The sequence below is a fragment of the Brevundimonas nasdae genome (genome assembly GCF_016654005.1).
Classification (GTDB): Bacteria; Pseudomonadota; Alphaproteobacteria; order Caulobacterales; family Caulobacteraceae; genus Brevundimonas; species Brevundimonas nasdae.
This window is the reverse complement of record NZ_JAEPWN010000008.1, coordinates 196,128-216,873: the sequence shown is the minus strand read 5'-3', so window position 1 is coordinate 216,873 and position 20,746 is coordinate 196,128. Positions and strand designations below refer to the sequence as shown.

The following is a 20,746-nucleotide window of genomic DNA, read 5'->3' as shown; positions in this document are numbered from 1 at the left end:
CGCCAAGCCGCCACCGTTAGACCTCAGGAATGAGGGGTCCTTATTCGACGCCGATCACACCGCTAACGGGGTCCCTTTTCCACGCCGATCCACACCTACCAAGCGTGAACCCCTCTCCTTCCTGCCGGTCGCCAGCGATGGCCCGCAGACGATGTCGTCAGTCGTGATCGCTGACCTCACCGGCAAACGGCACGACCACGTCATTCGCGACATCAAGACGATGCTCGACGGCCTCAACATCAGCGCCCCCACTTTTGGGGGCACGTATCGGGACAGCCAGAACAAGGACCGCCCCTGTTTCAACCTCCCCCGCCGCGAGTGCCTGATCCTCGTCTCCGGCTACAGCGTCGAACTCCGCGCCAAGATCATCGACCGCTGGGAAGAGCTGGAACGCTCGGCCCAGAAGCCGAACATCGACCTGAACAACCCGGCGCACCTCCGTCTGCTCCTGGCCGACTACGCCAACGACAAGATGGAGATGCAGGCCCAGATCGCGGACTTGGCCCCGAAGGCCGACGCCCTCGACCGGATCGCTACAGCGGAAGGCTCGCTGTGCATCACTGACGCGGCGAAGACCCTGCAGGTTCAGCCCAAGGTGCTGTTCGCCTTCCTGCGCTCGCACCGCTGGATTTACGGGCGTCTCGGCGCTGCCGGTGACGTGGCCTATCAGGACAAGCTGGCAAGCGGCCTGCTGGAGCATAAGACCACGACCGTTCACCGATCAGACGGCAGCGAGAAGGTCGTCACTCAGTGCCGCGTGACGCCCAAGGGTCTGGCCCGGCTGGCTAAAGAGCTGGAACCGAGCGTGAGGGCGGCCTGACCAACCAACCAGGGCGGCTTAGGGCCGCCCTTTCGAAGGGACGAGTCTGTCTATCGATTAACGCCGAAAGAGCTTTTGGCTCAGTCCGCTGTCACGAATGATAGATTTAAGGGTGCCAATCGGCACGTCATCGCTTTTGGTATGATAGGCAACTGTAACGAGCCACACCTTGCTCCCGGCCGCTCGACGGTAAATTTGGTGGCTTCCTGAGCCCTGCCTGTGCAGGACAAAGCCGTTGCGGAGCAGGATCTCTAGAACTTGCGCAAACGTACAGTTCAGGCGGGGCAAGGCATCTCGTAGCCAGCGTGCATAGTACGGTCATGCCCCGAAGGCTGCGAAATCAACATGTGGAGTGCAAAGGACCAAATCCACCCCATGCGCACATGCCAAGGGGCGCGGCGGGACAACAACCTCCGAGCCACCGCCGGTTCTTCCTGCAGAGCGGCGCGGACGTACATCTCAACGGCCTCGCCGAGGCAGCGCTGAACGTCCTGTATGGACCCGGCTACAACAGAAATATCGAGGTCAATGCAAATCGCCTCGTACTTCCCGTCATGCCCACGCGCAAAACAGCGCAACGTCTTAAACATTCAATCCTCCAGACCGGCGGACGAATTGAGGTCACTTTCCGGTTTGCATTTTCACCCTGAAGGTGACTCTGAAAGGTGTCAACGGAGGGGCGGTTCCCTTTTTTCATCGGATCGATGCGGACGTGTAGGGACCGACATGGATCGTTGCAGACAAACCGCGAACGTCGCAATCCCGCGCAGCAGCCTCTCCTAAAGGCCGCCCAGCACATTGCGTCGGTGAAATTTACGACCGCCCTTTGAGCGCGTCACCCTGAACAGAATTCGAACAGGCTCGCTTCGGCGGGCCTTTTTCTTTGGGCGCTCGCCCTCCCCCCGATATTCGGAGCCCGCCCATGTCTGACGCCTACGTTGTTGGGTCAGCAGCCTTTGAGCTGCGTGCCACCAAGGACAAGCTCAAGCAGGACCTGCGAGATTCTGAGGTGGATCTCAAGCGCTCAGTCGGCGTGATGGAACGTGAGGCGGGCGCTGGTGGAGACCGGATTAGTTCTGGAATGGCTCGAACCGCCAAGGGGCTCGCGGTTGGAATTGCAGCCTTAACCGCCGTCTTCGCTGCTGGACTGGCTATGGCACTGCAGTTTGGCAAGGCCAGCTTGAAGATGGCTGACGACCTGGCGAATTCCGCCCAGCGCATCGGTATCTCCACCTCTGCCCTTCAGGAGTGGCAATACGTCGCCCGCAAAACCGGCGAGGATGCCAGTGCCGTTAGCGGATCGCTGGAGACGTTCTCGAACAAGCTAGCTTCGGCAGCGGCTGGCCTGTCAAAAGCCGACGCCAAATGGTTCGGCGCCCTACTGCTCAAACCCGAAGACCTCAGAAACTTCAAAGACACCGAGTCCGCGTTAGATGAGGTCGTTGACCGGATTGGCGCACTGAAAAGCGAGAGCGACCGGGCGGCGATTGCTGAAAAGCTGGGGCTTGGCCCACTGGTCACAGCACTGCGGGAAGGTGGCGACGAAGTTGCCCGACTGCGCGATGAAGCGCGGTCCCTCGGATTTGTGATGGATGCGGAACTGATCCGTAAGGGTGCGGCCGCGCAAGGTCAGTTGGAGGATTTGTCGCAAGTCATCGGCATCCAACTGGCAGGTGCCTTTATCGGGCTCTCTGATGAGGTGATCGCCTTCACGACTTGGCTGGCAAATGCCCTGAACAAACTCAACGAGTTCTCCGAAGCTTTCAAACGCTTCGAACGCAAGGGTCAGGACCTTACAGAAGCCAACACGATGAGGCTTCAGGGCTTCGGAAAAGCGGCTTCGTCGTTGGTCAAGGGCGACTGGAGCGGCGTTCGTGAAGGCTGGAACCAAGCCAATGACGCCAACACGCTCTACTGGCGCATTCAGCGCGGCGAGGGCGTGGACGAAGACGATCCGGCCCTTCTCAATCAGCGAGGCGGTACGACGCCTTCCACCCGCCGACGCACGCCTACATACAACGCAAATCTGACTGTCCCTCCAGGACGACAAGACAACTCAGCCCAGCGTGCCGCCGAGCGTGAAGCCCGCCGCGCCGAGCGTATCGAGCAGGAGATCTACCGGGCCAAACAGCGCCTTCTCCAAGTCGCCGAACGGGACATCCTGACCGCCCAGCAGCGCTATGATCTGAACCAAGATCAGATCGCCATGGAGCGGGCTGCTCGGGACGCGGAGATCGAGAGCAAGACGATCCGCGGCGAGATCAAAGCCGCCGAAAGGACTAGGCTCGATCTGGCGAACAAGGAAGCTGACGCCCTTGAGGACCGCATCCTCGCCGACACGGCCTTCCGCGACATTCAGGACGAGCGCATCGCCAACGAGCGGCTGCTGGCGGACCTGACGGCGAACCTGCTTTCGCTCCAGAGCGCGGGCGCCAGAACTGCGGCCGAGCGCCAGCAGATCGAACTGCAGCTTCTCGCCATCACGCAGAAGCAGCGCCGAGACGCCCTGCAACTGCAGTTGGACCGCAAAGAAGGTCTGTCCAAGGCCGACCGCGACGCGGCGATGGCCCAGAACGCCAAGATCGAGAAGGAAGAGACGGCGGCGGTCGTCCGCAACAACCTGTCTCCGCTGGCGGCTTGGCGCGACCAGTCCCTGAAAGACGCTAAGCAGATCAGCCAGGCGCTGGAGAACATCTCGGCACGCGGCCTCGACAGCCTGAACTCCGGCTTGGTCGATGCGATCATGAACACCCGGTCGTTGGGCGACGTGTTCGGATCGGTGTCGAAGCAAATCCTCGCTGACCTGCTCTCCATCTCCGTCCGTCGCGGGATCACCGAACCTCTGGCGGCGATGTTGTTCGGAGACGGCAAGACCAGTGGCGGGGCAGCTGGAGCTGTGTCCAGCGGCGGGAACTGGATGCAGACGGCATTCTCTCTGGGCAAGCGGATGTTCGGCTTCGCTGACGGCCGAGTTGGAGGCGATGGAAAGGTCAGTGGGCCGGGCGGCCCTCGCACGGATTCGATTTTCGCCCTGCTTGACCAAGAGCCGATCCGCATCTCGACGGACGAGTCGATCATCAACGCTGAAGCAACGCGCAAATATGGATCGATCCTGCGGTCGATGAACGCCGGAACGTTCGACATGCGGAAGTTCGCTGACGGAATGGTTGGCCTGAGCGCCTTCCCAGCCCCTCCAAGTCTCCTGAGCGGGGTTCCGGCATTGGTTGGACATGGGGGCGTTCAGGCCTCGAAGGCGCAACAGGTGTTCGACATGCGCGGAGCCCTGACCACGGCCGATCTGCTGGCTGAGGTGAACCAGAAGGTATCGGCTGGCACTGCCGCCGCCATCCGATCCTCGACGACCATCGCTCGTAAGGGCGCGGCGTCCATCCAGCAGTCTCAACGACGCCTCGGAACGACCTGATGGACTTTTGGCCCTGGGACCTGCTGACGCCGCGCTCCGAGCGTTGGCGGCTGCGGGGTGTGACGATCAATGGCGGGATCAATGTCGCGGGCTCATCCCCCACGGCTCGCACTGATGGCGGCGGACTGTGGGTCGGCGAGCAGAACATCCTTGTGCAGGGCCGAGACGCCATCAAGGCGATCCGAGCTATTGAGGCCTGTCTCGATGCCGGTATCGGCAAGATGGTGGTCTGGTCGCACACAAAGCCGTTTGCGCCGGGCAATCTGACAACGGCTCAAGTCACCCACAGCGACGGCGCGCCCTTCGGTGACGGCTCCCTGTATGCGTCAGCCCCTCATGGCGCGACAGTCGCCGTTGCCGCTGGGTTGCGGGCCTCGTTCCTGACCATCGCAATGATCTCCGGCGTGATCCAGGGCGGCGAGGACTTCTCGATCACGCATCTGACCATGGGTACGCGCAAATACCGCATCGCCCGTGTTGATGGGGACAAGGTCGAATTCCGCCCTCCCCTTCGCGAGGCCGTGCCGGTCGGAGCCGAGATCAACTTCCTGCGCGTCGGCTGCGTCTGCAAGCTGGCGAACCCCGATGAGTTTCTTGACGCCCTCGATGCTCAGCGCGGCGCGGGTCTGTTGGAGGCAACGGCATCATGGGTGGAGGATTTCACTCGTGCTGCCTGAACAAGCCAAAGCCATGTCGGCGATGGGCGCGCCGCGCTTCTCGCTGTTCTTCCTGCTGAAGACCAAGACGGGCTATGTCCGAGCATGGCTGGGCGTGGGCGACTATGCCCTCCCCGCCGATGATGTTGACCTGACCGGCGGCATCTATCTGGGCATCGGCATGGTGGGTGACTTCCCTGCCCTGCGCCAACTGATCGGCGGGCTGGCTGAACGGATTGAGTTCGCCCTTGATGGTGCCAACTACGACACCTTCCGGCTGGCGGACGCTGATGCGGATGAGGTGCGCGGCGCCATCGTCAACGTCGGGGTGATCTTCTTCGACGAGCACTGGCAGCCCGCCGATGTCATCGCCTGGCTCTGGGAAGGCACGGCCGATGTCCCCGCCGTGGATCGCAGCTCGGACGAAGGTCAGATCACCCGTCGCGTCACCTTGTCGGTCGGCTCAGGCTTCACTGACCGGACCCGTCCGCATCTGGCCTTCTACACCCCGGCGGATCAGAAGCGCCGAAGCCCGACCGACACCTTCTGCGACCGCGTTCCGCTCTACACCCAGGAGAGCACCATCACCTGGCCCGCGCCCGGCTGATCAGTTCGGTCGATGCGTTCGCTCGGTTCGATATCCGAGCGCCTCTCCCAAGCCAGAATGCAAATCCGCCGCCAACTTCTTCGGGAAGGAGAATGCGTATGCTCCGCCGCCTTCTATTTGGAACCGCAAGTGGATCACGGCGCTACCTGCCCCCGCCTGCCATTTCCACACTGGCAGAACTGGTGGGTCAGCAGGACGCCCATATTGTTTGGCTGACGCCTGAAGGAGTTGGGCGCTCAAGTGCATCAAATCGGGAAGGTGCTGGATCGGCACCTCAATGATGAACTCGCCTTGCGGGGTGGGCAGTCCAATCGCCGCCCCGTCCACGTCCGCTGTGAAGCCTAGCGGCTTCGGTGTTCCTGAAACTCGACGCTTAGCCATTTCATCCCTCGATTGTGAGGCGCGCAGCCTGCGTCAATCCGAAGAAAGAGTCGAACTCGACGCCTTTCTGGAACGCATGGCCTGTCGCGCCTTCGACGACGGGGTGGCGGATTGTGGCCTGGTGCTAGCCGATTGGGTCATGACCGTGCGCGGGTGTGACGACCCTGCAGCCCATCTTCGGGGTCAGTACCGGACCCTGCGTGGCCGCGTGCGCCTGTTACGCCGTCTGGGCGAGATGGAGGCGGTCGTCACTGACTGCGCTGATCGAGCGGGCCTTCAGAAAACGGCGAACCCGGTTCGCGGCGATGTCGGGGTCATCGAGAAGTCCGGCCAGCTGTATGGCGGCATCTGCCTGGGTCAGCGTTGGGCGCTGCAGGGCGACGGTCTGGTCACCTGGGTTCCTGACCGCATCATTTGTGCGTGGAGCGTCTGAGATGCCGCAAGCCATTCCTGCGGCGGCGGCCGCCTTCGCAAACTGGGCCTTCGCCGCGACCGGCCTGGCCTATGGCGGCACGGCCCATGCCATCGTCACGGCAGCCCTGTATTACGGTGCGCAGGCCACGATCTATACGGCCGTCAGCATGGGCCTGTCCGCTGTCGCGCGGGCTCAGATGCCTGACCCCGAAGGCCAGAAGCTGCCGCGTAAACAGCCCCGGCCCGTTCGGGTTCATGCTCTGGGCGGTCCCTCGCGGATGTCGGGTGCCTTCATGTTGCGGGAGGCGAACGGCAACAAATACGGCGCCGTGCTGGCGGTGTGCGAGGGGCGTCTGGCCTCGATCATCCGCGTCTATGAGCACGACAACATCGTCACCCGTAACTCAGAGGGCTGGGTTCAGGGCCTGCCGGGCGAGATGTTCGGTTCGGGCGACCTGCTGCAAATCCAGACGCGGCTGGGGAACCCGGTCGAGACCCACTATTCGATGTTGACCCGCGACTTTGGGTCCTACTGGCCGACCTCGTGCCGGGGCGACGGCATTGCCTCCATCGGCATCTTCGCCCAGCACCGCTCTCGTGAGAGCTTCGCCCGGCATTTCGCCAATGGCGAGCCCAGCGTCTCCATCGTCGGCGCCGCCGTTTGCTATGACTGGCGCGATCCCAGCCAGAGCCGCAGCAATCCGGCGACCTGGAAGATGAGCTGGAATCCGGTCGTCTGGCTGGTCTTCATCGAATGGCATCGCCATGGCCGCAGTTGGGAGCGCAGCATCGCGCCCGTGCTGGCGGCGCTGAAGGTCGAGGCCGATTATTGCGACCAGATCGTCACCCGCAACGGCGTGACCGAGGCGCGCTATCGCTGCGCCGGCAACTATCCGGTCAACACCGAGCCGCAGGCGGTGCGGGAATCCATCCTGGCCACCTTTGACGGCTGGCTGTCCACCGATGGCCGAGGGCGGTTGGTGATCAAGGCCGGACGCTATGTGGCCCCGACCTTCACACTGACGGCCGAACATATCCAGGGCTACAGCTGGCGCGCCTTCCAGACCGACGAAGAGGCCTGCAATGCGTTGGTCATCTCCTTCGTCGACGGCGACAAGGACTATACCGAGGTCGAGGCCGGGACGGTCTTTGACCAGGCGGACATCGACGCCCGCAACGGCATGGAACGGTCCGAGCCGCTGCAGCTGCCTCTCTGCCCCAGCGCGACGCAATCCATGGAGCTGGGCCGCCGCAAGATGACCCGCCTGACGGCAGAGCGTCAGGGTCAGGTCCGCGCCGACATCTATGGGCTGAACGGCCTGGGCGAGCGGTTCATCCGCATCCAGAACCCCGAACTGTCGTCCATGGCCGATGTGGTGGTCGAGGTGATGAACGTCGAACTGGATTTGGCGAATGCTCAAGTCGTGTTCGACATCATCAAGGCGGACGTGAACATCGACGGCGGGGCGGCCCCGGCCCCTAACGTGCCCGAGGCGGAGAAACCGCCTGTCGTGCCGGGCGGTCAGGAACCGGCGCGCATTCTGGTGAACCGGACGGTACAGTTCCCCACCTCGGCGACGGCCGACACGATCAGCATTGTGGCCTTCAGCGGTGTGTTGCCCGATGGCTCGGCCCTGGACCTGCCTGCGGCGACCCTGACGGGCCTGGCGTCTCTAACCCAGTACGGCGTCTTCTGGCGTGCTGATGTCGGCTACGCCGCCCTGCCCGGTGATTTCGCGACCAACGCCATGGCCAGCGGCTCGTGGGTCTTCATCGGCTGGCAGGCGACTGCAGACGCAGGCGGCGACTTCCCGTCCAATCCGACGCCTCCGGGCGGCTGGGGCGGCGGCAGCGGTCAGCAAAACCAACTCTGACGCCGTCCAGCGGCTGACCCGCGCACGGCGTGCGCATCATCAAACATCGGGGGTGTCATGACTGATCTTCAGTCATTCGCGGAACTGTTCCGACGCGTGTACCGCGACTTCAATCTGGACGGCGTTCCGGCCTCTGGCGCCAATGAGCCAGAGAAGGCGGCGATCCGCGCTATCGGCCGCGCGCTGGATATTTCGTTGGCGGCGGCGTCGGTCGGCGATCTGGAAGAGGCGAGGGCCTTGCTGCAGCCGATTGCCGACGAGGCGACGGCGGCGCGGGATGAAGCGGTCGCTGCGGCCGACGGGGTGGCCTTGTCGCTTCCTGGAGGACTGTCGCGGACGTTCGGGATATTGCTCACCGGAGATATGACTGTTGCGGCCTCAGCGGTTGTTGCGGATAGCTCGATGCGGCTCGTCCAGGCTACTTCAGCACTTGGCGCTCCGGTGGTGACCGTTGATGATCCGACGGGCCGCAGCACGGCGACAGCTATCCTGCTGCCGGGCGACGTGCCGATTGGAACGGCTGTCGTCACAGTGGATGGCAAAGGGCGTCTGATCCAGGGCGAAGGCGCTGAAGGTCAAGCTCTTGTCCCCATCATTGAGCCGCGCGCACAAGTGGTGGCGCCTCTTATTGAGGCTTATGCTTCTGGCACGTTCGATGAGCGTGGCAATCTTTTGTCCGGTGTATTGCTGCCGTCACAGCTTCAATACGTGCGGCGACAAGACCCTCCAACGGCTGTCGCTTTGCCGATAGTTGGAGCATCGCCGAACCGAAGAATCCAAGTCGTCACCCGGGATGGCCGCACCGTCACGATCACCCCGCCGGACGCTGATCCCTCGGCCTTCGTCCAGAACGGCGACACCGTAAGCTACGTCCGCGCTGCGGCCTACAGCGGGGGGGCGGTCGAAATCTCTGATGAACTTCTGTCGAAAGAGGCCCATCTGCTGAGCGCGGGTTCGGTGCAGGCCTATTTCGGCTTCGGTCAATCCAACTCGAACGGCGGGACCAATGTCGAGGTTGTGACCCCCGCACCCTTCAGTGAGCGCGCCTTGATGTTCGCTCGCGGCGCCCGCCTGACCCAGACCGTTCCCGCCAGCGCGGCGCTGCCTTTGGCGGAAATCGCCTGTCTGCGGCGGCTGCGCGAGAGCCTGGACCCGCTCCTGAACCTTGGTGAGACCCCGACCAGTGGAGTGGCTTATTCCCTGACCCGGCCCGGCGCCCTGGCGGCTGACGTCTACACGATCAACGGCACCTTTGGCGTCGGCGGCTATCCGATCTCGGCGCTCAAGAAAGGCACGCGGCCCTATGCCAACCTGCTGAAGGGCGTGACGCGCGCGGCAGTGATATGCGCCATGCACGGCCTGCCCTTCACTGTCCCGGCGATCTGGTGGTTACAGGGCGAGGCCAACGTCAACACCGCGTTCTATAAGGCCGACCTGGCCCAGCTGCAGACCGACCTCGACACCGACATTCGGGCCATCATCCTCGCCGTGATCGGAACCGCCCAGGTCAATCCGGTGCTTCTGGCCGGCGCACAGTCGTGCAGTTGGACCCAGTCCAATGTCACGACGGACACGACGCCTCTGGCCATCGTCGAACTTGCCGCCCAATACCCGACCCGGTTCATCTGTGTTGGGCCGCTCTATCCTTATCCGCACACCACAAATCTGCACCTGACGGCGGCCTCTACCCGGATGTTCGCCGAAACCATGGGCAGGGCCATCGCACGGCGGATCGTGGACGGTGTGGCGCAGCCTTCGCTCGTCGCCACCGGGGCCACGCGGTCAGGGACGACGGTCACTTTGACAATGGCTGGGGCCGAAGGGGATCTGGTTCTCGACACTGCCTTGGTCGCCAACACGGCTGACGGGATGTACGGCGTCACCTTCAGTCAGGTCGGCGGCAACAGCGTGACGGTGACTGGGGTCGCGATCAGCGGCACGGACACTCTGACAGTAACCCTCAGCGCGGTCCCGACCGGGACTTCGCCTGCCATCGGCATTGCCCGGGTCGGGGTGTCCGGGGCGCTGGCCGGACCCGTCACCGGACCCCGTTCGTGCCTCAGAGACTCCGCCACCGCCACCCGCGCGGACGGCTCGCCCCTCTTCAAATGGGCCTGCGTCCAGAACATCCCGATCCTCTGAAAGGACCTTTGCTATGTCACTCATCCCCGCTCTCATCGCCCAGGGCGTCACCGGCGCCGACGCATCGCAGCCTGTGCTGCCGTTGACGGCTTATGATCAGGCCGTTGCGGCGCTAAGTGTACGTCCAGCCGCCCTTAAATCCGCCTATTGGGGAGGCAGACAGATTGGCGGCAACCCGCTTGATCGTCTGACGGGTTCCGCAATCGGTAATGTGACCGGTGTGGCTCCGGTCCTCGTTGCCTCCGACGGCGGATTTCCAACCACCATGCCAAGTGGCGCCGTCGTTAATGCTCCATCGCACGACTTTTCAGCGAACAGCAATGCGGCTTGGCGTGAGCGTGTCGGCTCTGCCACGACGGCAAGCTTCTCAATAGCAATGGTTTGGTTGCCTCCGACGCCCGAAGCAACCGGCGTACTGGCGATTGTAGGTTCAGGGCCATACGGTCCTGGTGTGTCTCTCAGTGCTGCAGATCTGCGATTGACTTTGCCTTACGGCTCGACCGTCCAGACCCTGACGAGGACAGGGAAGGTGCGGGAGGATGCAGCGAACCTCATAGTTGTCTGCGGCGATGCGGCGACAAGGCAGATCGCAACCTATCTCAACTCAAAGACGCCAGAAATCACGCCCACTGGGGTTGGACCTTCACCTTGGCCTGTATTGTCTGGAAACTCATCCAAGTGGGGCTACGCGAACTCGGGCGGAAACAATACAGCGTGTCCGATCCGCGTGGCGCAGGTGGCCACATTCGATAGATCACTACACCACGACGCCAGGTGCCAGAGCAAACTTCAGGCCTTGATCCAAGCGGCAGCCGATACTTACGGCATCCCGCTGGCTTAACGGCGCAACCAAACTTCACACGCCTATCGTCGCCCCAAAAACCTGAAAGGTGCCATCATGGCTGATACACCGCCACCTTCCGGGGCGCTGGCTGACTTTGTGCGCCTGATCGGCCCCTATGTGCCGGGGTTCGCGGGCGCCATCCTCAGCATGGCGTTCGGCGAAAAACTGACCATTCGCGGCAAGCTGCTGAGCGTAGCGGCGGGCATGGCGTCTGTGCTGTGGATCGCCCCGGCCATGGTTGCGCTGGCCGAACACTTCTGGCCCGGCGAGGGACCGCTGCCGGTCCAGATGGTCGGCTTCGTCGGCTTCGTTTCCGGCACTTTCGGCATGGTGCTGCTGTCCGGCCTGGCGCAGGCAGCGGCGCGCTATAGCCGCGATCCGCTGTCTCTGGTCCGCATACAGGTCGGAGGCGTCATCATCACGGGGGGCAACCGTGAAGGAGATGGATCATGATCGCCTGGCTTTCCGCCGCAGCGGCGGCCTTCATCGTCGGCTTGGTTGTGATGGCCGCCATCATCGGCTGGGGCGCACGGGTCACCCGATGCCAGCGGATCGGGTTGTGCGTCATGGCGGGCGGGCTGGTTTGGGCGGCGCCTGCCCGGCTGTTCGGCGCAGGGCCGGGATTGCCTGATCTGATGTTCCTGTCGGGCTTGGCGCTCTATCTGGCGGCGCGCCACGGCAAGCGGATCATGGGGCGCGTGGACCAGCTAGACGGGGTTGAGGACGGGCGGATGTCTTGGCGGCGACGCCCGTTCTGACGAACCCGGTTCGCGGCTCAGACTGCCCGAGCAATCAGCCACGCCGCCCCAGCGGTCACGACCCAGAGGCCCACGCTGATCCCGACCGCGACCGCAAGCCGAACGACAGGCGGCCGGTGCTTAATCGGTGTGTGATCCTCGGCCATCAACGTCATCCTGCGTTCAATCGGGGTGACGGCCCGCGCTGACGGGGTGGCGTTGGCGGGCCGTCGTGTCGCGCGGGTCAGTGGCGCAGCGACACGCGAGAGTTGCTGAAAGCGCCGCTTTTGGCAACTCCAACTTTTAATCTGACAATCTGGAGACTGACGATGACGGACATCAAATCCGCCAGCACGCCCGCGTGGGCGAAGGTCACGGCCCGCGTGGCCCTGGAGCTGATCGAGCACGAGGCTATCGTTCTGGAGGCCTACAAGGACTCTGTCGACGTCTGGACCTGGGGCGTCGGCGTGACCAATGCCAGCGGCCATCAGGTGCACCCTCGCTATCTCGACAAGCCCTCGACGCTTGAGCGGGCGTTGGAGATCTTCGTTTGGTTGTTGACGGAGAAATACGTCCCGGCTGTTGTCGCGGCATTCAAGGGAGAGGTGTTGACGGAAGCGCAGTTCGCAGCGGCCCTGTCGTTCCACTACAATACGGGCGCGATCGGGCGGGCCGAATGGGTCAAGTCGTGGAAGGCCGGAAAGGTCGCCACGGCGCGTACTGAGATCATGAACTGGCGCAACCCGCCGGAGATCATCGGCAGGCGCACCGCAGAGCGTGACCTGTTCTTCAGCGGCAAATGGTCGGCGAAGGGGTCGGCCAAGGTCTATCCGGTTCGGAAGCCGTCCTATCAGCCCGACTTCCGCAACGTCCGCATGGTCGATGTCCGCAAGGCGCTGGACGCGGTGATCGCATGAACGTCATCCGCACCCTCACCCCGACTTCCTGGCTGCTCGTCGGTGTCCTCGTTGCCTTCCTGCTGTTCGGAGCCTTCTGCTCATACAGGGGCGTACAGGGCCGTCAGGAGGTCCGTGCAGGCCAGACCCTAGCCGAAGGGCGCACAGGGGCCGCGCAGGACGCCAGCGCCGTCCGTGACCGCTCAGACGCCCGAAACGACCAAATCTCCAACGCCGTGAAGGAAGGAACCGCCGATGTTCGCCAAGCCCCTGATCGCTCTGCTGCTAATCTCGCCGCTCGTAGGGGCGTGTGCCGGATCAACCCAAGTGCTGGCCCCGACTGTCGGTTGCTCCTCACTGATCCCGCGCGGGTGGACTGAGCCTGTTCCGTCCGCCGCCTTGCCGTCGAGCGATGCCGTTGAGGCCGACTGGCAGGTGTTCGGCATCGAGCAGACCGGGCAGTTGGCCCGCGCCAATGGCCGCACGTCGGATGTGGTGGAGATCGTGACCTCGTGCGAGGCGCGTGATGCGAAGGCGGTGCGACAGATCGAGCGGCCGTGGTGGCGCAGGTTGTGGGCGGGCTAAAGGAGCGACAAAGTCGCATGTTGTCGCGAAATCCTCCTGTTGCATCCGCAGCAAACCGCGAAGAACGAAAGGCAGTAAGAGCGACAGTTCAGCTTTAATCATTAAGCACGACAACGAAAGCAGCCGGCGTCGCATTTCGCGTTCGACCGCCAGGCGGTGATCATGCTCCGACACCCGGCCGAAGTAGGCGAGGCCTCGGGCGATAGCGCCGATGTCATTTGCGGACGGCTTGGCCGGGCTTGTCCGCGCGTCCAGTTCAGCGATCAGCAGAAGGCGCTCTGAGAGCGGTAGGGGCTGCGACATTTCGTCCTCCGTCGTGCCACCGACCCGAGGAGAAGCGACCTACATCGACGCGAACGAAAAGAGAACAGATAGTTTGCAACCGCCTCTGTGATCCAGTGCGCTCGTGGGGATAACTCAGAGCGGTTTGCTGCTTGAGTTTTGTATTTTCGGCGCAAGTCGTGGTCTGCAAATCCTTGCACCCGGGTTCGATTCCCGGTCAGGCCTCCATCGCGATACAGAAAAGGCGCGGACCCCACGGTCCGCGCCTTTTTCGTTTCTGCGGCCCAATCAGCCGTTCGGCCCCAGTCCCGGATCATTGGCGCGCACCCGACGGATCAGCCCGCTGCGAATCCCCTGACGGATTTCCAGGGTGACACGCTGCGCTTCCTGCGCGGCCTGACGACGCCCTCGGCGATTCTCTCCATGTCTGAGTTCCGATTCGATCCGTCGCCTCGCTGCTTCCTGCTCAGGGGCGCATTGCGCCAGGGCCGCGTCCACCGTCGCGGCGGGCATTCGCCGCAACGGCTGTCCGGGCGCAGCGTGCCGGGTGACGCATTCGCGCCACCGCGCAACCTCGTCCGCCGCTTCCGGCGCGATCTGCAAGGCGGTCAAAAGAGCGAGCACGATCATGGACTGACGAAACGCCGCCCCTTCCCCGCCGTCAAATCACGCGAGCGGGATCGACAAACGCGTCGGCGATCCGCCGAAGCCGCGAATGCAAGCTTGCGCAGCCCCCGTCTCGGCTATCATGGCGCGTCTCCCCGACCATTCCAGAACGAGATTTGCGCGCGGACCACATCGCCCGCCGCTGGACTGTCTTGCCCCTTGCTGATGCGCGCGCCCCGCATGGATTGAACTGCCGCCCGTCCGAATCCCTCGCCTGCTGGAGTTTCGCTTTCAATCTGGCAGCCAGAGACTGTGCCAGTCCCTGTCGCAGTGCAGATCAAATGGACCCGCCCTCGATTGGCGCGCGCGGTCATGGGAAAATCCGGCATCGGTCGCCGTGTGTATTGAACCTCATCCGACGCCCAAATCCTGGGCGGTTCAGAGGCCTGAGCACCCAGAGTCAGCGCAAACATGAAGGCAGCGATCATGGAATCCTCCGATTGTCAGATCGAGGCGGCGCTATCGACGCCGTACAGCCTCAGACCATCTAAGATTGCCGCCGCACGCCATTTGAACAACCCTCAATCTTCAAGCAGATCGGTCGCTGTCAGCCGCAAAGGCCAGCCTAAAATGACCACAAGTCACGGTCGCGACGCCCATTGCAGGTGATGCAGAGCTACGGCGCTGGTCGCGGCGACATTCAGCGAATCGAATCCACCCGCCATCGGTATGCCCACCGCCGTGCAGCTTTCGATGACGCTGCGGGGCAGGCCTGGGCCCTCAGAGCCTAAAACCACCGCCGCCGGGCCCTTGCGCCGATAGTCCGCCAGCGTCTGGGTCGCGGAAGGCGTCAGGGCCAGAACATCGACGCCCGCCGCCTGCAGGGCTTCGGTGATGGTCTGCGCCCGGTCCATCACCACGAACGGCGTCCTAAGCACCGCGCCGACCGAGACGCGGATGGACTTGCGATAAAAGGGATCGCAGCAGCCGCCGTCCAGCAGCACCGCCCGCGCCCCGAACGCCGCCGCATTGCGGAACAGCCCGCCCATATTGTCATGATTGCCGATGCCGCTGGCGACGACGAACACATCCTGCGCCCTCACCTCGCCCAGGACGGCGTCCAGCGACAGCACCGGCGGCTTTTCACCCAGGGCCAGTATGCCCCGATGCAGGTGAAACCCTGCAATCTGATCCAGCACGTCCTGAGCCGCAACATAGACTGGCGCGTCGTCCGGCAGGGCGGCGATAACGTCCGCCAGCGCCGCCACCCGTTTCTCAGCCAGCAGCAGGGCGCGAGGTCTGCATTCCGAGGCGTCGGACGCCAGCACGCGAACGACAACCTCGCCCTCAGCAATGAACAGGCCTTCGCGTCCCGTCAGATCACGTTCACGGATATCGCGGAAGGCGGCGATGCGGGGATCCTGAGGATCGGAGACGACGAACTGATTCATGGCGCACTTTTCCCGTTGCACGAATCGAACGGGCACTGCTATAGCGCCGCTCCCGAGCAGTTCCGCGGTAGCTCAGTGGTAGAGCAGCCGACTGTTAATCGGCTGGTCGTAGGTTCGAATCCTACCCGCGGAGCCACTCGGGTGTTTGATATGGTTGAGCTTCCAGCTCCCAACTTAGATAAGTCCAGAGCAGTTCCGCGGTAGCTCAGTGGTAGAGCAGCCGACTGTTAATCGGCTGGTCGTAGGTTCGAATCCTACCCGCGGAGCCACTCAGGCATTTGATCGGATTGAGAAATCCTCCCTGCTCACGGAGCATCTGTTGGCGATGCGTCTGAACGGCGCCATCTTGGGTCGAACAGGCTCGGGGAGGTCAATATGGCTCTAGCGACAGCGAATATCGGCGCCACGCGGTACGTCACCCGCATCGCCACGGGCGGCGATCTGCAGCACAGCTTCACAGCGGACGAACCGGAGCGGCTGGGCGGTCAGGATGCCGGGCCCGCCCCGTTCGACCTGCTGGTGTCGGCGCTCGGCGCCTGCACGGCCATCACCTTGAAGATGTATGCCGACAAGAAGGAATGGCCGCTGGAAGCGTTGGAGGTCCGCCTGGAATACCGAGGTGGAGAGCAGCCGCCGCGAATCGACCGGGTGCTGGTTCCGTCCGGATCGCTGTCCGATGAACAGAAGGCGCGCCTGGCCGACGTGGCGGAACGCACGCCGGTCACCCTGGCGATCAAGAACGGCGTCCCGATTCAGACGACGCTCAGCGTTTCCTAGGCTCTAGGCGCACCCGCTTCCTGCGCCGCCTTGCGCAGCACGTCAGCCAACACCTCGTCGCCGTCCTCCTTGGCCATGCGCGCCATCTCCAGGCACATGGCCCCAATATAATGGCGCGTGGGGAATTGGGGCGAACCCGCCGACAGAGGTGCAGGCGGCTTTGAGCGGGGTCCGGGATGAGCGGTCGCCATGGCTATACTCTTGGAATCAGTCCGACAACCTATACAAGCACATATTCAGATTAAAACTACCTATACGTGCGTGATGCAGCCGACGATTGACACGCGGCTCCGCTCCAACCACGTTCGCGCCCCTTCCCGAGACCGAACCAATCATGAACCTCGTCATCGTCGAGAGCCCCGCAAAGGCCAAGACCATCAATAAATACCTGGGCTCGGACTACGAGGTCCTGGCTTCATATGGTCACGTCCGCGACCTGCCTTCCAAGGATGGCTCGGTCCTGCCCGACGACGACTTTTCAATGCATTGGGAGGCGGACGCCAAGGGCGCCAAGCGCCTGTCGGAGATCGCCGAGGCCGCCAAGCGCGCCGACCGCGTCATCCTGGCGACCGACCCCGACCGCGAAGGGGAAGCGATCAGCTGGCACGTTCTGGAAGTCCTGAACAAGAAGAAGGCGCTGAAGGACACCCACGTCGAACGCGTCACCTTCAACGCCATCACCAAGTCCGCCGTGCTGGAGGCCATGGCCAATCCGCGCCAGCTGGATATGGAGTTGGTCGAGGCCTATCTGGCCCGCCGCGCGCTGGACTATCTGGTGGGCTTCACCCTGTCGCCGGTCCTGTGGCGCAAGCTGCCGGGCGCGCGCTCGGCCGGACGGGTGCAATCCGTCGCCCTACGCATCGTCGTCGATCGCGAAATGGAGATCGAGAAGTTCAAGCCTCAGGAATACTGGTCCATCGAGGCCGACCTGAACGCCGACAGCCCGCCCTTCACCGCCCGTCTGGTCAAGCACGCCGGAAAGCGCGTGCAGCGTCTGGACATCAAGGACGAAGCCACGGCCAGCGCCGCACGCGCCGCGATCAACGCCGGCGACTTCACCATCAACTCGGTCGAGAAGAAGCCGGTCCGCCGCAATCCCTCGCCGCCTTTCACCACCTCGACCCTGCAACAGGAAGCCTCGCGCAAGCTGGGCTTCACCGCCCAACGCACCATGCAGGCGGCGCAGAAACTGTATGAAGGCGTCGACGAAACCGGCGGTCTGATCACCTATATGCGTACCGACGGCGTCTCGGTCAGCCCGGAAGGTCTGGCCCAGGCCCGCGAAGTGATCGGCAAGGAATACGGCCCCGCCTACGTCCCGTCTGAGCCGCGCTTCTACAAGGTCAAGGCCAAGAACGCCCAGGAGGCGCACGAGGCGATCCGGCCGACCAATATCGCGCGCCATCCCGATTCCGTGCGCCTCGATTCCGATCTGCAGCGTCTGTACGAGCTGATCTGGAAGCGGATGGTCGCCTCGCAGATGGAGGCCGCACGCCTGGACCGCACCACGGTCGAGATCGAGACGCACGACGGCCAGACCGGCCTGCGCGCCACCGGCCAGGTGGTCACCTTCGACGGCTTCCTGGCCGTCTATGAAGAAGGCCGCGACGAAAAGCAGAAGGGTTCGGAAGAGGACGAAGGCGACGACACCAGCCGCCTGCCCGCCCTGAAGGAAGGCGCCAAGGCCAAGGTCGACGCCATCCGCACCGACCAGCATTTCACCGAACCGCCCCCGCGTTATTCGGAAGCCACCCTGGTCAAGAAGCTGGAAGAACTGGGCATCGGCCGCCCGTCGACCTACGCCTCGACCCTGTCGACCCTGCGCGACCGCGAATATGTCCGCGTCGACAAGAACCGCTTCTATCCCGAGGACAAGGGACGGCTGGTCACGGCCTTCCTGGAGCAGTTCTTCAGCAAGTGGGTCGAATACGACTTCACCGCCGCGCTTGAGACGCGCCTCGACGAGGTGTCGGCAGGCGACCTGAACTGGAAGGTGTTGCTGCGCGAGTTCTGGCAGGACTTCCACGCCGCCACTCAAGCGGCTGGCGAACTGCGCACCACGGCCATTCTGGACGCCCTGAACGAAAGCCTGGGCGCCCATATCTTCCCGGACAAGGGCGACGGCTCTGATCCGCGCGAATGCCCCCTGTGCCACGAGGGCCAGCTTAGCCTGAAGACCAGCCGTTTCGGCGCCTTCATCGGCTGTTCGCGCTATCCAGAATGCAAATACACACGCCCCGTCGCCTCGCCCTCGGCCGAGGACGGATCGGCGGAAAGCGGCGACCGCGAACTGGGCATCGACCCGGCGACCGGCCAGCCCGTGCAGCTGAAGATCGGCCGTTTCGGCCCCTATGTCGAAATCACGCCGCCGGATGGAGAGAAACCCAAACGGTCATCTTTGCCCAAGGGCTGGTCGCCTGCGTCGCTGGATCTGGACCGGGCGCTGCGCCTTCTGGCCCTGCCGCGCGAGGTCGGGGTTCACCCGGAAGACGGCAAGATGATCACGGCAGGCCTTGGCCGCTACGGTCCCTTCGTGCTGCACGCGGGCACCTACGCCAACGTCTCGGACATCGATGAAGTGTTCGAGGTCGGCCTGAACCGCGCCGTCGCCCTGCTGGCTGAAAAGCGTGCGGGTCGTCCAGGACGCGGTGCCGCCGCCGCGCCGCTGAAGGACCTTGGCGCCCACCCGGAGACGGGCGAGCCGATCCACGTCATGGCCGGTCGTTTCGGCCCCTACGTCAAGTCGGGCAAGATCAACGCGACCCTGCCCAAGGGCGCCGCGCCGGAAGACCTGACGCTGGAAGACGCCCTGCCCTTGCTGGCCGCAAAAGCAGGCGCCGCGCCCAAGAAGAAGACCCCTGCCGCCAAGAAGGCGGCTGCGCCCAAGAAGGCTGCGGCTCCGAAAAAGGCTGCGGCCAAGAAACCAGCCGCCAAGAAGGTGCCCGCTAAAAAGGCCAAGGTCGAGGAATAGACGTCTCGCCCAGTAAGACGGATGGGGGGAGCGGTCAGTGCATGACCGCTCCCTCTTTCAATTTTATCCCCGACGCGGCTCGTCGCCGCCGCCGATGAAGGCTCCGGCGATCCAGCTGACCACGCCCGTCACGATCGCCGCGCCGATTCCCGCCCAAAGCCCATGGACGGCGAACCCATCGAGGAACAGCGACGTCAGACCGATCATCGCCGCATTCACGACCAGCAGGAACAGACCGAAGGTCAGCACCGTGAACGGCAGGGTCAGCACCACCATGATCGGGCGCACCACCGCATTGACGACGCCCAGAATGATCGCCGCTGCGATCAATGACCCATTGTTGGTGAAGTCCACGCCCGGCACCACCTTGGCCGAGAGCCAGAGGCCAGCCATTGTGACCAGGGCCTGGATGATGAAGCGGATCATGTCGTCCTCGATGAAAATGTTTTGAAGCTTGACCATAACGCGCGATGCGGACGAAGGCTCCCGTTCCTCAGCATCGGCTGCTATCCAGCATCGACAACGCGCTTCGGAGCCCCCCATGAGCCTGCACGGCGATTATGACCCCGACAATATCTTCGCCAAGATCCTGCGCGGCGAAATCCCCTCGGTTAAGGTGTGGGAGGATGAGCACGTCCTGGCCTTCATGGACGTTTTTCCTCAGTCGGAAGGCCATGTCCTGATCATCGCCAAGCAGTCGCAGGCGCGCAATCTGCTGGAGGTCGAGCCGGAGGTTCTGGCCCGCCTGACCGCCGCCCTGCAGCGCACCGCCAAGGCCGTCGAGCAGGCCCTTCAGCCCGAGGGCCTGGCCATCATGCAGTTCAACGGCGACGCAGGCGGCCAGACGGTCTTCCACCTGCATTTCCACATCATACCGCGCTGGAGCAGCCGCGAACTGAAGGGCCACGGCCATGCGCCGATGGCAGATGCCGACACGCTGAAAGCTCTGGCGGCCCGCATCGCCGAGAAACTGGACTGACCCATCTTGCGCCTTATGCAATCCGTCCGCATAAGGCGCGCCTGTCCATCAAGGACGCCGGCTTAGCTCAGTTGGTAGAGCGCCAGTTTTGTAAACTGGATGTCGCGGGTTCGATTCCTGCAGCCGGCACCACTTCCCCGCCCTTCCGCGTCAATTCCACACGTCACGCCGTCCTTGCGCTTCGCAACGGCGTGCGATGTCATGAGTTAAGCTGGGACCACGTTTCAGAAATCGTGTCTCATCTCCCACTTGGCAGATGGGGATTTATCCGGTCACTTCACGGCCTTGGGCAGGGAGGAC

The 20,746-nt window shown here is 63.5% G+C and carries 20 protein-coding genes and 3 tRNA genes; 18 read left to right on the top strand and 5 right to left on the bottom strand.

The window, feature by feature from the left end:
- On the top strand, positions 1–820 hold an 820-nt coding region (locus JKF87_RS13360; RefSeq protein WP_236261369.1), incomplete at its 5' end, for a phage antirepressor KilAC domain-containing protein.
- Positions 821–877: 57 nt separating this feature from the next.
- On the opposite strand, the gene JKF87_RS18655 is transcribed toward JKF87_RS13360, so the two are convergent.
- Positions 878–1,108 carry a type II toxin-antitoxin system HicA family toxin gene (locus tag JKF87_RS18655; protein WP_201100379.1) on the bottom strand — a complete coding sequence of 77 codons (231 nt, stop codon included), beginning with the start codon at positions 1,106–1,108 and terminating at the stop codon, positions 878–880.
- Between the two features lie 634 nt (positions 1,109–1,742).
- On the opposite strand from JKF87_RS18655, the gene JKF87_RS13350 reads away from it, so the two are divergent.
- The 11 genes from JKF87_RS13350 to JKF87_RS13300 all read left to right on the top strand — a co-directional run bounded on the left by JKF87_RS13350 (position 1,743) and on the right by JKF87_RS13300 (position 13,380).
- Positions 1,743–4,244 carry a coiled-coil domain-containing protein gene (locus JKF87_RS13350; protein WP_201100378.1) on the top strand — a complete coding sequence of 834 codons (2,502 nt, stop codon included), beginning with the start codon at positions 1,743–1,745 and terminating at the stop codon, positions 4,242–4,244.
- Positions 4,244–4,921 (top strand): hypothetical protein, encoded by a 678-nt coding sequence (locus JKF87_RS13345; protein ID WP_201100377.1) that lies wholly within the window; start codon positions 4,244–4,246, stop codon positions 4,919–4,921. Before JKF87_RS13350 ends, JKF87_RS13345 begins: the two co-directional genes overlap by 1 nt.
- Positions 4,911–5,507, top strand: coding sequence for a hypothetical protein (locus tag JKF87_RS13340; RefSeq protein WP_201100376.1), 597 nt, complete (start codon positions 4,911–4,913; stop codon positions 5,505–5,507). Before JKF87_RS13345 ends, JKF87_RS13340 begins: the two co-directional genes overlap by 11 nt.
- A gap of 277 nt (positions 5,508–5,784) precedes the next feature.
- On the top strand, positions 5,785–6,321 hold the full coding sequence (locus JKF87_RS13335) for a DUF6950 family protein (RefSeq protein ID WP_394368884.1): 537 nt from the start codon (positions 5,785–5,787) through the stop codon (positions 6,319–6,321).
- 1 nt (position 6,322) lies between these two features.
- Positions 6,323–8,176 (top strand): phage tail protein, encoded by a 1,854-nt coding sequence (locus tag JKF87_RS13330; protein WP_201100374.1) that lies wholly within the window; start codon positions 6,323–6,325, stop codon positions 8,174–8,176.
- A gap of 195 nt (positions 8,177–8,371) precedes the next feature.
- Positions 8,372–10,318: a sialate O-acetylesterase gene (locus tag JKF87_RS13325; RefSeq protein ID WP_201100373.1), complete on the top strand. Its 1,947-nt coding sequence runs from the start codon at positions 8,372–8,374 to the stop codon at positions 10,316–10,318.
- A 13-nt stretch (positions 10,319–10,331) separates the two neighbouring features.
- Positions 10,332–11,159 carry a hypothetical protein gene (locus JKF87_RS13320; RefSeq protein WP_201100372.1) on the top strand — a complete coding sequence of 276 codons (828 nt, stop codon included), beginning with the start codon at positions 10,332–10,334 and terminating at the stop codon, positions 11,157–11,159.
- Positions 11,160–11,216: 57 nt separating this feature from the next.
- Positions 11,217–11,615, top strand: coding sequence for a hypothetical protein (locus tag JKF87_RS13315; RefSeq protein ID WP_201100371.1), 399 nt, complete (start codon positions 11,217–11,219; stop codon positions 11,613–11,615).
- Positions 11,612–11,920: a hypothetical protein gene (locus JKF87_RS13310; protein WP_201100370.1), complete on the top strand. Its 309-nt coding sequence runs from the start codon at positions 11,612–11,614 to the stop codon at positions 11,918–11,920. The genes JKF87_RS13315 and JKF87_RS13310 overlap by 4 nt, the downstream gene beginning before the upstream one ends.
- 308 nt (positions 11,921–12,228) lie before the next feature.
- Positions 12,229–12,816, top strand: coding sequence for a lysozyme (locus JKF87_RS13305; RefSeq protein WP_201100369.1), 588 nt, complete (start codon positions 12,229–12,231; stop codon positions 12,814–12,816).
- 234 nt (positions 12,817–13,050) lie between these two features.
- On the top strand, positions 13,051–13,380 hold the full coding sequence (locus tag JKF87_RS13300; RefSeq protein WP_201100368.1) for a hypothetical protein: 330 nt from the start codon (positions 13,051–13,053) through the stop codon (positions 13,378–13,380).
- 570 nt (positions 13,381–13,950) lie between these two features.
- Here JKF87_RS13300 and JKF87_RS13295 read toward each other — a convergent pair.
- Together JKF87_RS13295 and JKF87_RS13290 are read right to left on the bottom strand one after the other, a co-directional pair.
- Positions 13,951–14,292, bottom strand: coding sequence for a hypothetical protein (locus tag JKF87_RS13295; protein WP_201100367.1), 342 nt, complete (start codon positions 14,290–14,292; stop codon positions 13,951–13,953).
- 617 nt (positions 14,293–14,909) lie between these two features.
- Positions 14,910–15,719, bottom strand: a complete 810-nt coding sequence (locus JKF87_RS13290; RefSeq protein ID WP_201100366.1) for a TrmH family RNA methyltransferase — start codon at positions 15,717–15,719, stop codon at positions 14,910–14,912.
- Positions 15,720–15,780: 61 nt separating this feature from the next.
- Between JKF87_RS13290 and JKF87_RS13285 the strand changes: the two genes are divergently transcribed.
- The 3 genes from JKF87_RS13285 to JKF87_RS13275 all read left to right on the top strand — a co-directional run bounded on the left by JKF87_RS13285 (position 15,781) and on the right by JKF87_RS13275 (position 16,496).
- Positions 15,781–15,855 (top strand) — tRNA-Asn (locus JKF87_RS13285).
- Between the two features lie 58 nt (positions 15,856–15,913).
- Positions 15,914–15,988, top strand: a tRNA-Asn gene (locus tag JKF87_RS13280).
- Between the two features lie 106 nt (positions 15,989–16,094).
- On the top strand, positions 16,095–16,496 hold the full coding sequence (locus JKF87_RS13275) for an OsmC family protein (protein WP_201100365.1): 402 nt from the start codon (positions 16,095–16,097) through the stop codon (positions 16,494–16,496).
- Here the strand turns inward: JKF87_RS13275 and JKF87_RS13270 are convergent.
- The gene (locus tag JKF87_RS13270) at positions 16,493–16,687 is read right to left on the bottom strand and encodes a hypothetical protein (RefSeq protein WP_201100364.1); all 195 of its coding nucleotides are present in this window, start codon (positions 16,685–16,687) and stop codon (positions 16,493–16,495) included. The genes JKF87_RS13275 and JKF87_RS13270 overlap by 4 nt on opposite strands.
- A 143-nt stretch (positions 16,688–16,830) precedes the next feature.
- Between JKF87_RS13270 and topA the strand changes: the two genes are divergently transcribed.
- Positions 16,831–19,467, top strand: coding sequence for a type I DNA topoisomerase (topA, locus tag JKF87_RS13265; RefSeq protein WP_201100363.1), 2,637 nt, complete (start codon positions 16,831–16,833; stop codon positions 19,465–19,467).
- Positions 19,468–19,530: 63 nt separating this feature from the next.
- On the opposite strand, the gene JKF87_RS13260 is transcribed toward topA, so the two are convergent.
- Positions 19,531–19,893 carry a phage holin family protein gene (locus JKF87_RS13260; protein WP_201100362.1) on the bottom strand — a complete coding sequence of 121 codons (363 nt, stop codon included), beginning with the start codon at positions 19,891–19,893 and terminating at the stop codon, positions 19,531–19,533.
- 115 nt (positions 19,894–20,008) lie between these two features.
- Here JKF87_RS13260 and JKF87_RS13255 point away from each other — a divergent pair, with 115 nt between their 5' ends.
- Together JKF87_RS13255 and JKF87_RS13250 are read left to right on the top strand one after the other, a co-directional pair.
- Positions 20,009–20,446: an HIT family protein gene (locus tag JKF87_RS13255; protein WP_201100361.1), complete on the top strand. Its 438-nt coding sequence runs from the start codon at positions 20,009–20,011 to the stop codon at positions 20,444–20,446.
- A 56-nt stretch (positions 20,447–20,502) separates the two neighbouring features.
- Positions 20,503–20,578 (top strand) — tRNA-Thr (locus tag JKF87_RS13250).
- Positions 20,579–20,746 lie beyond the last annotated feature (168 nt).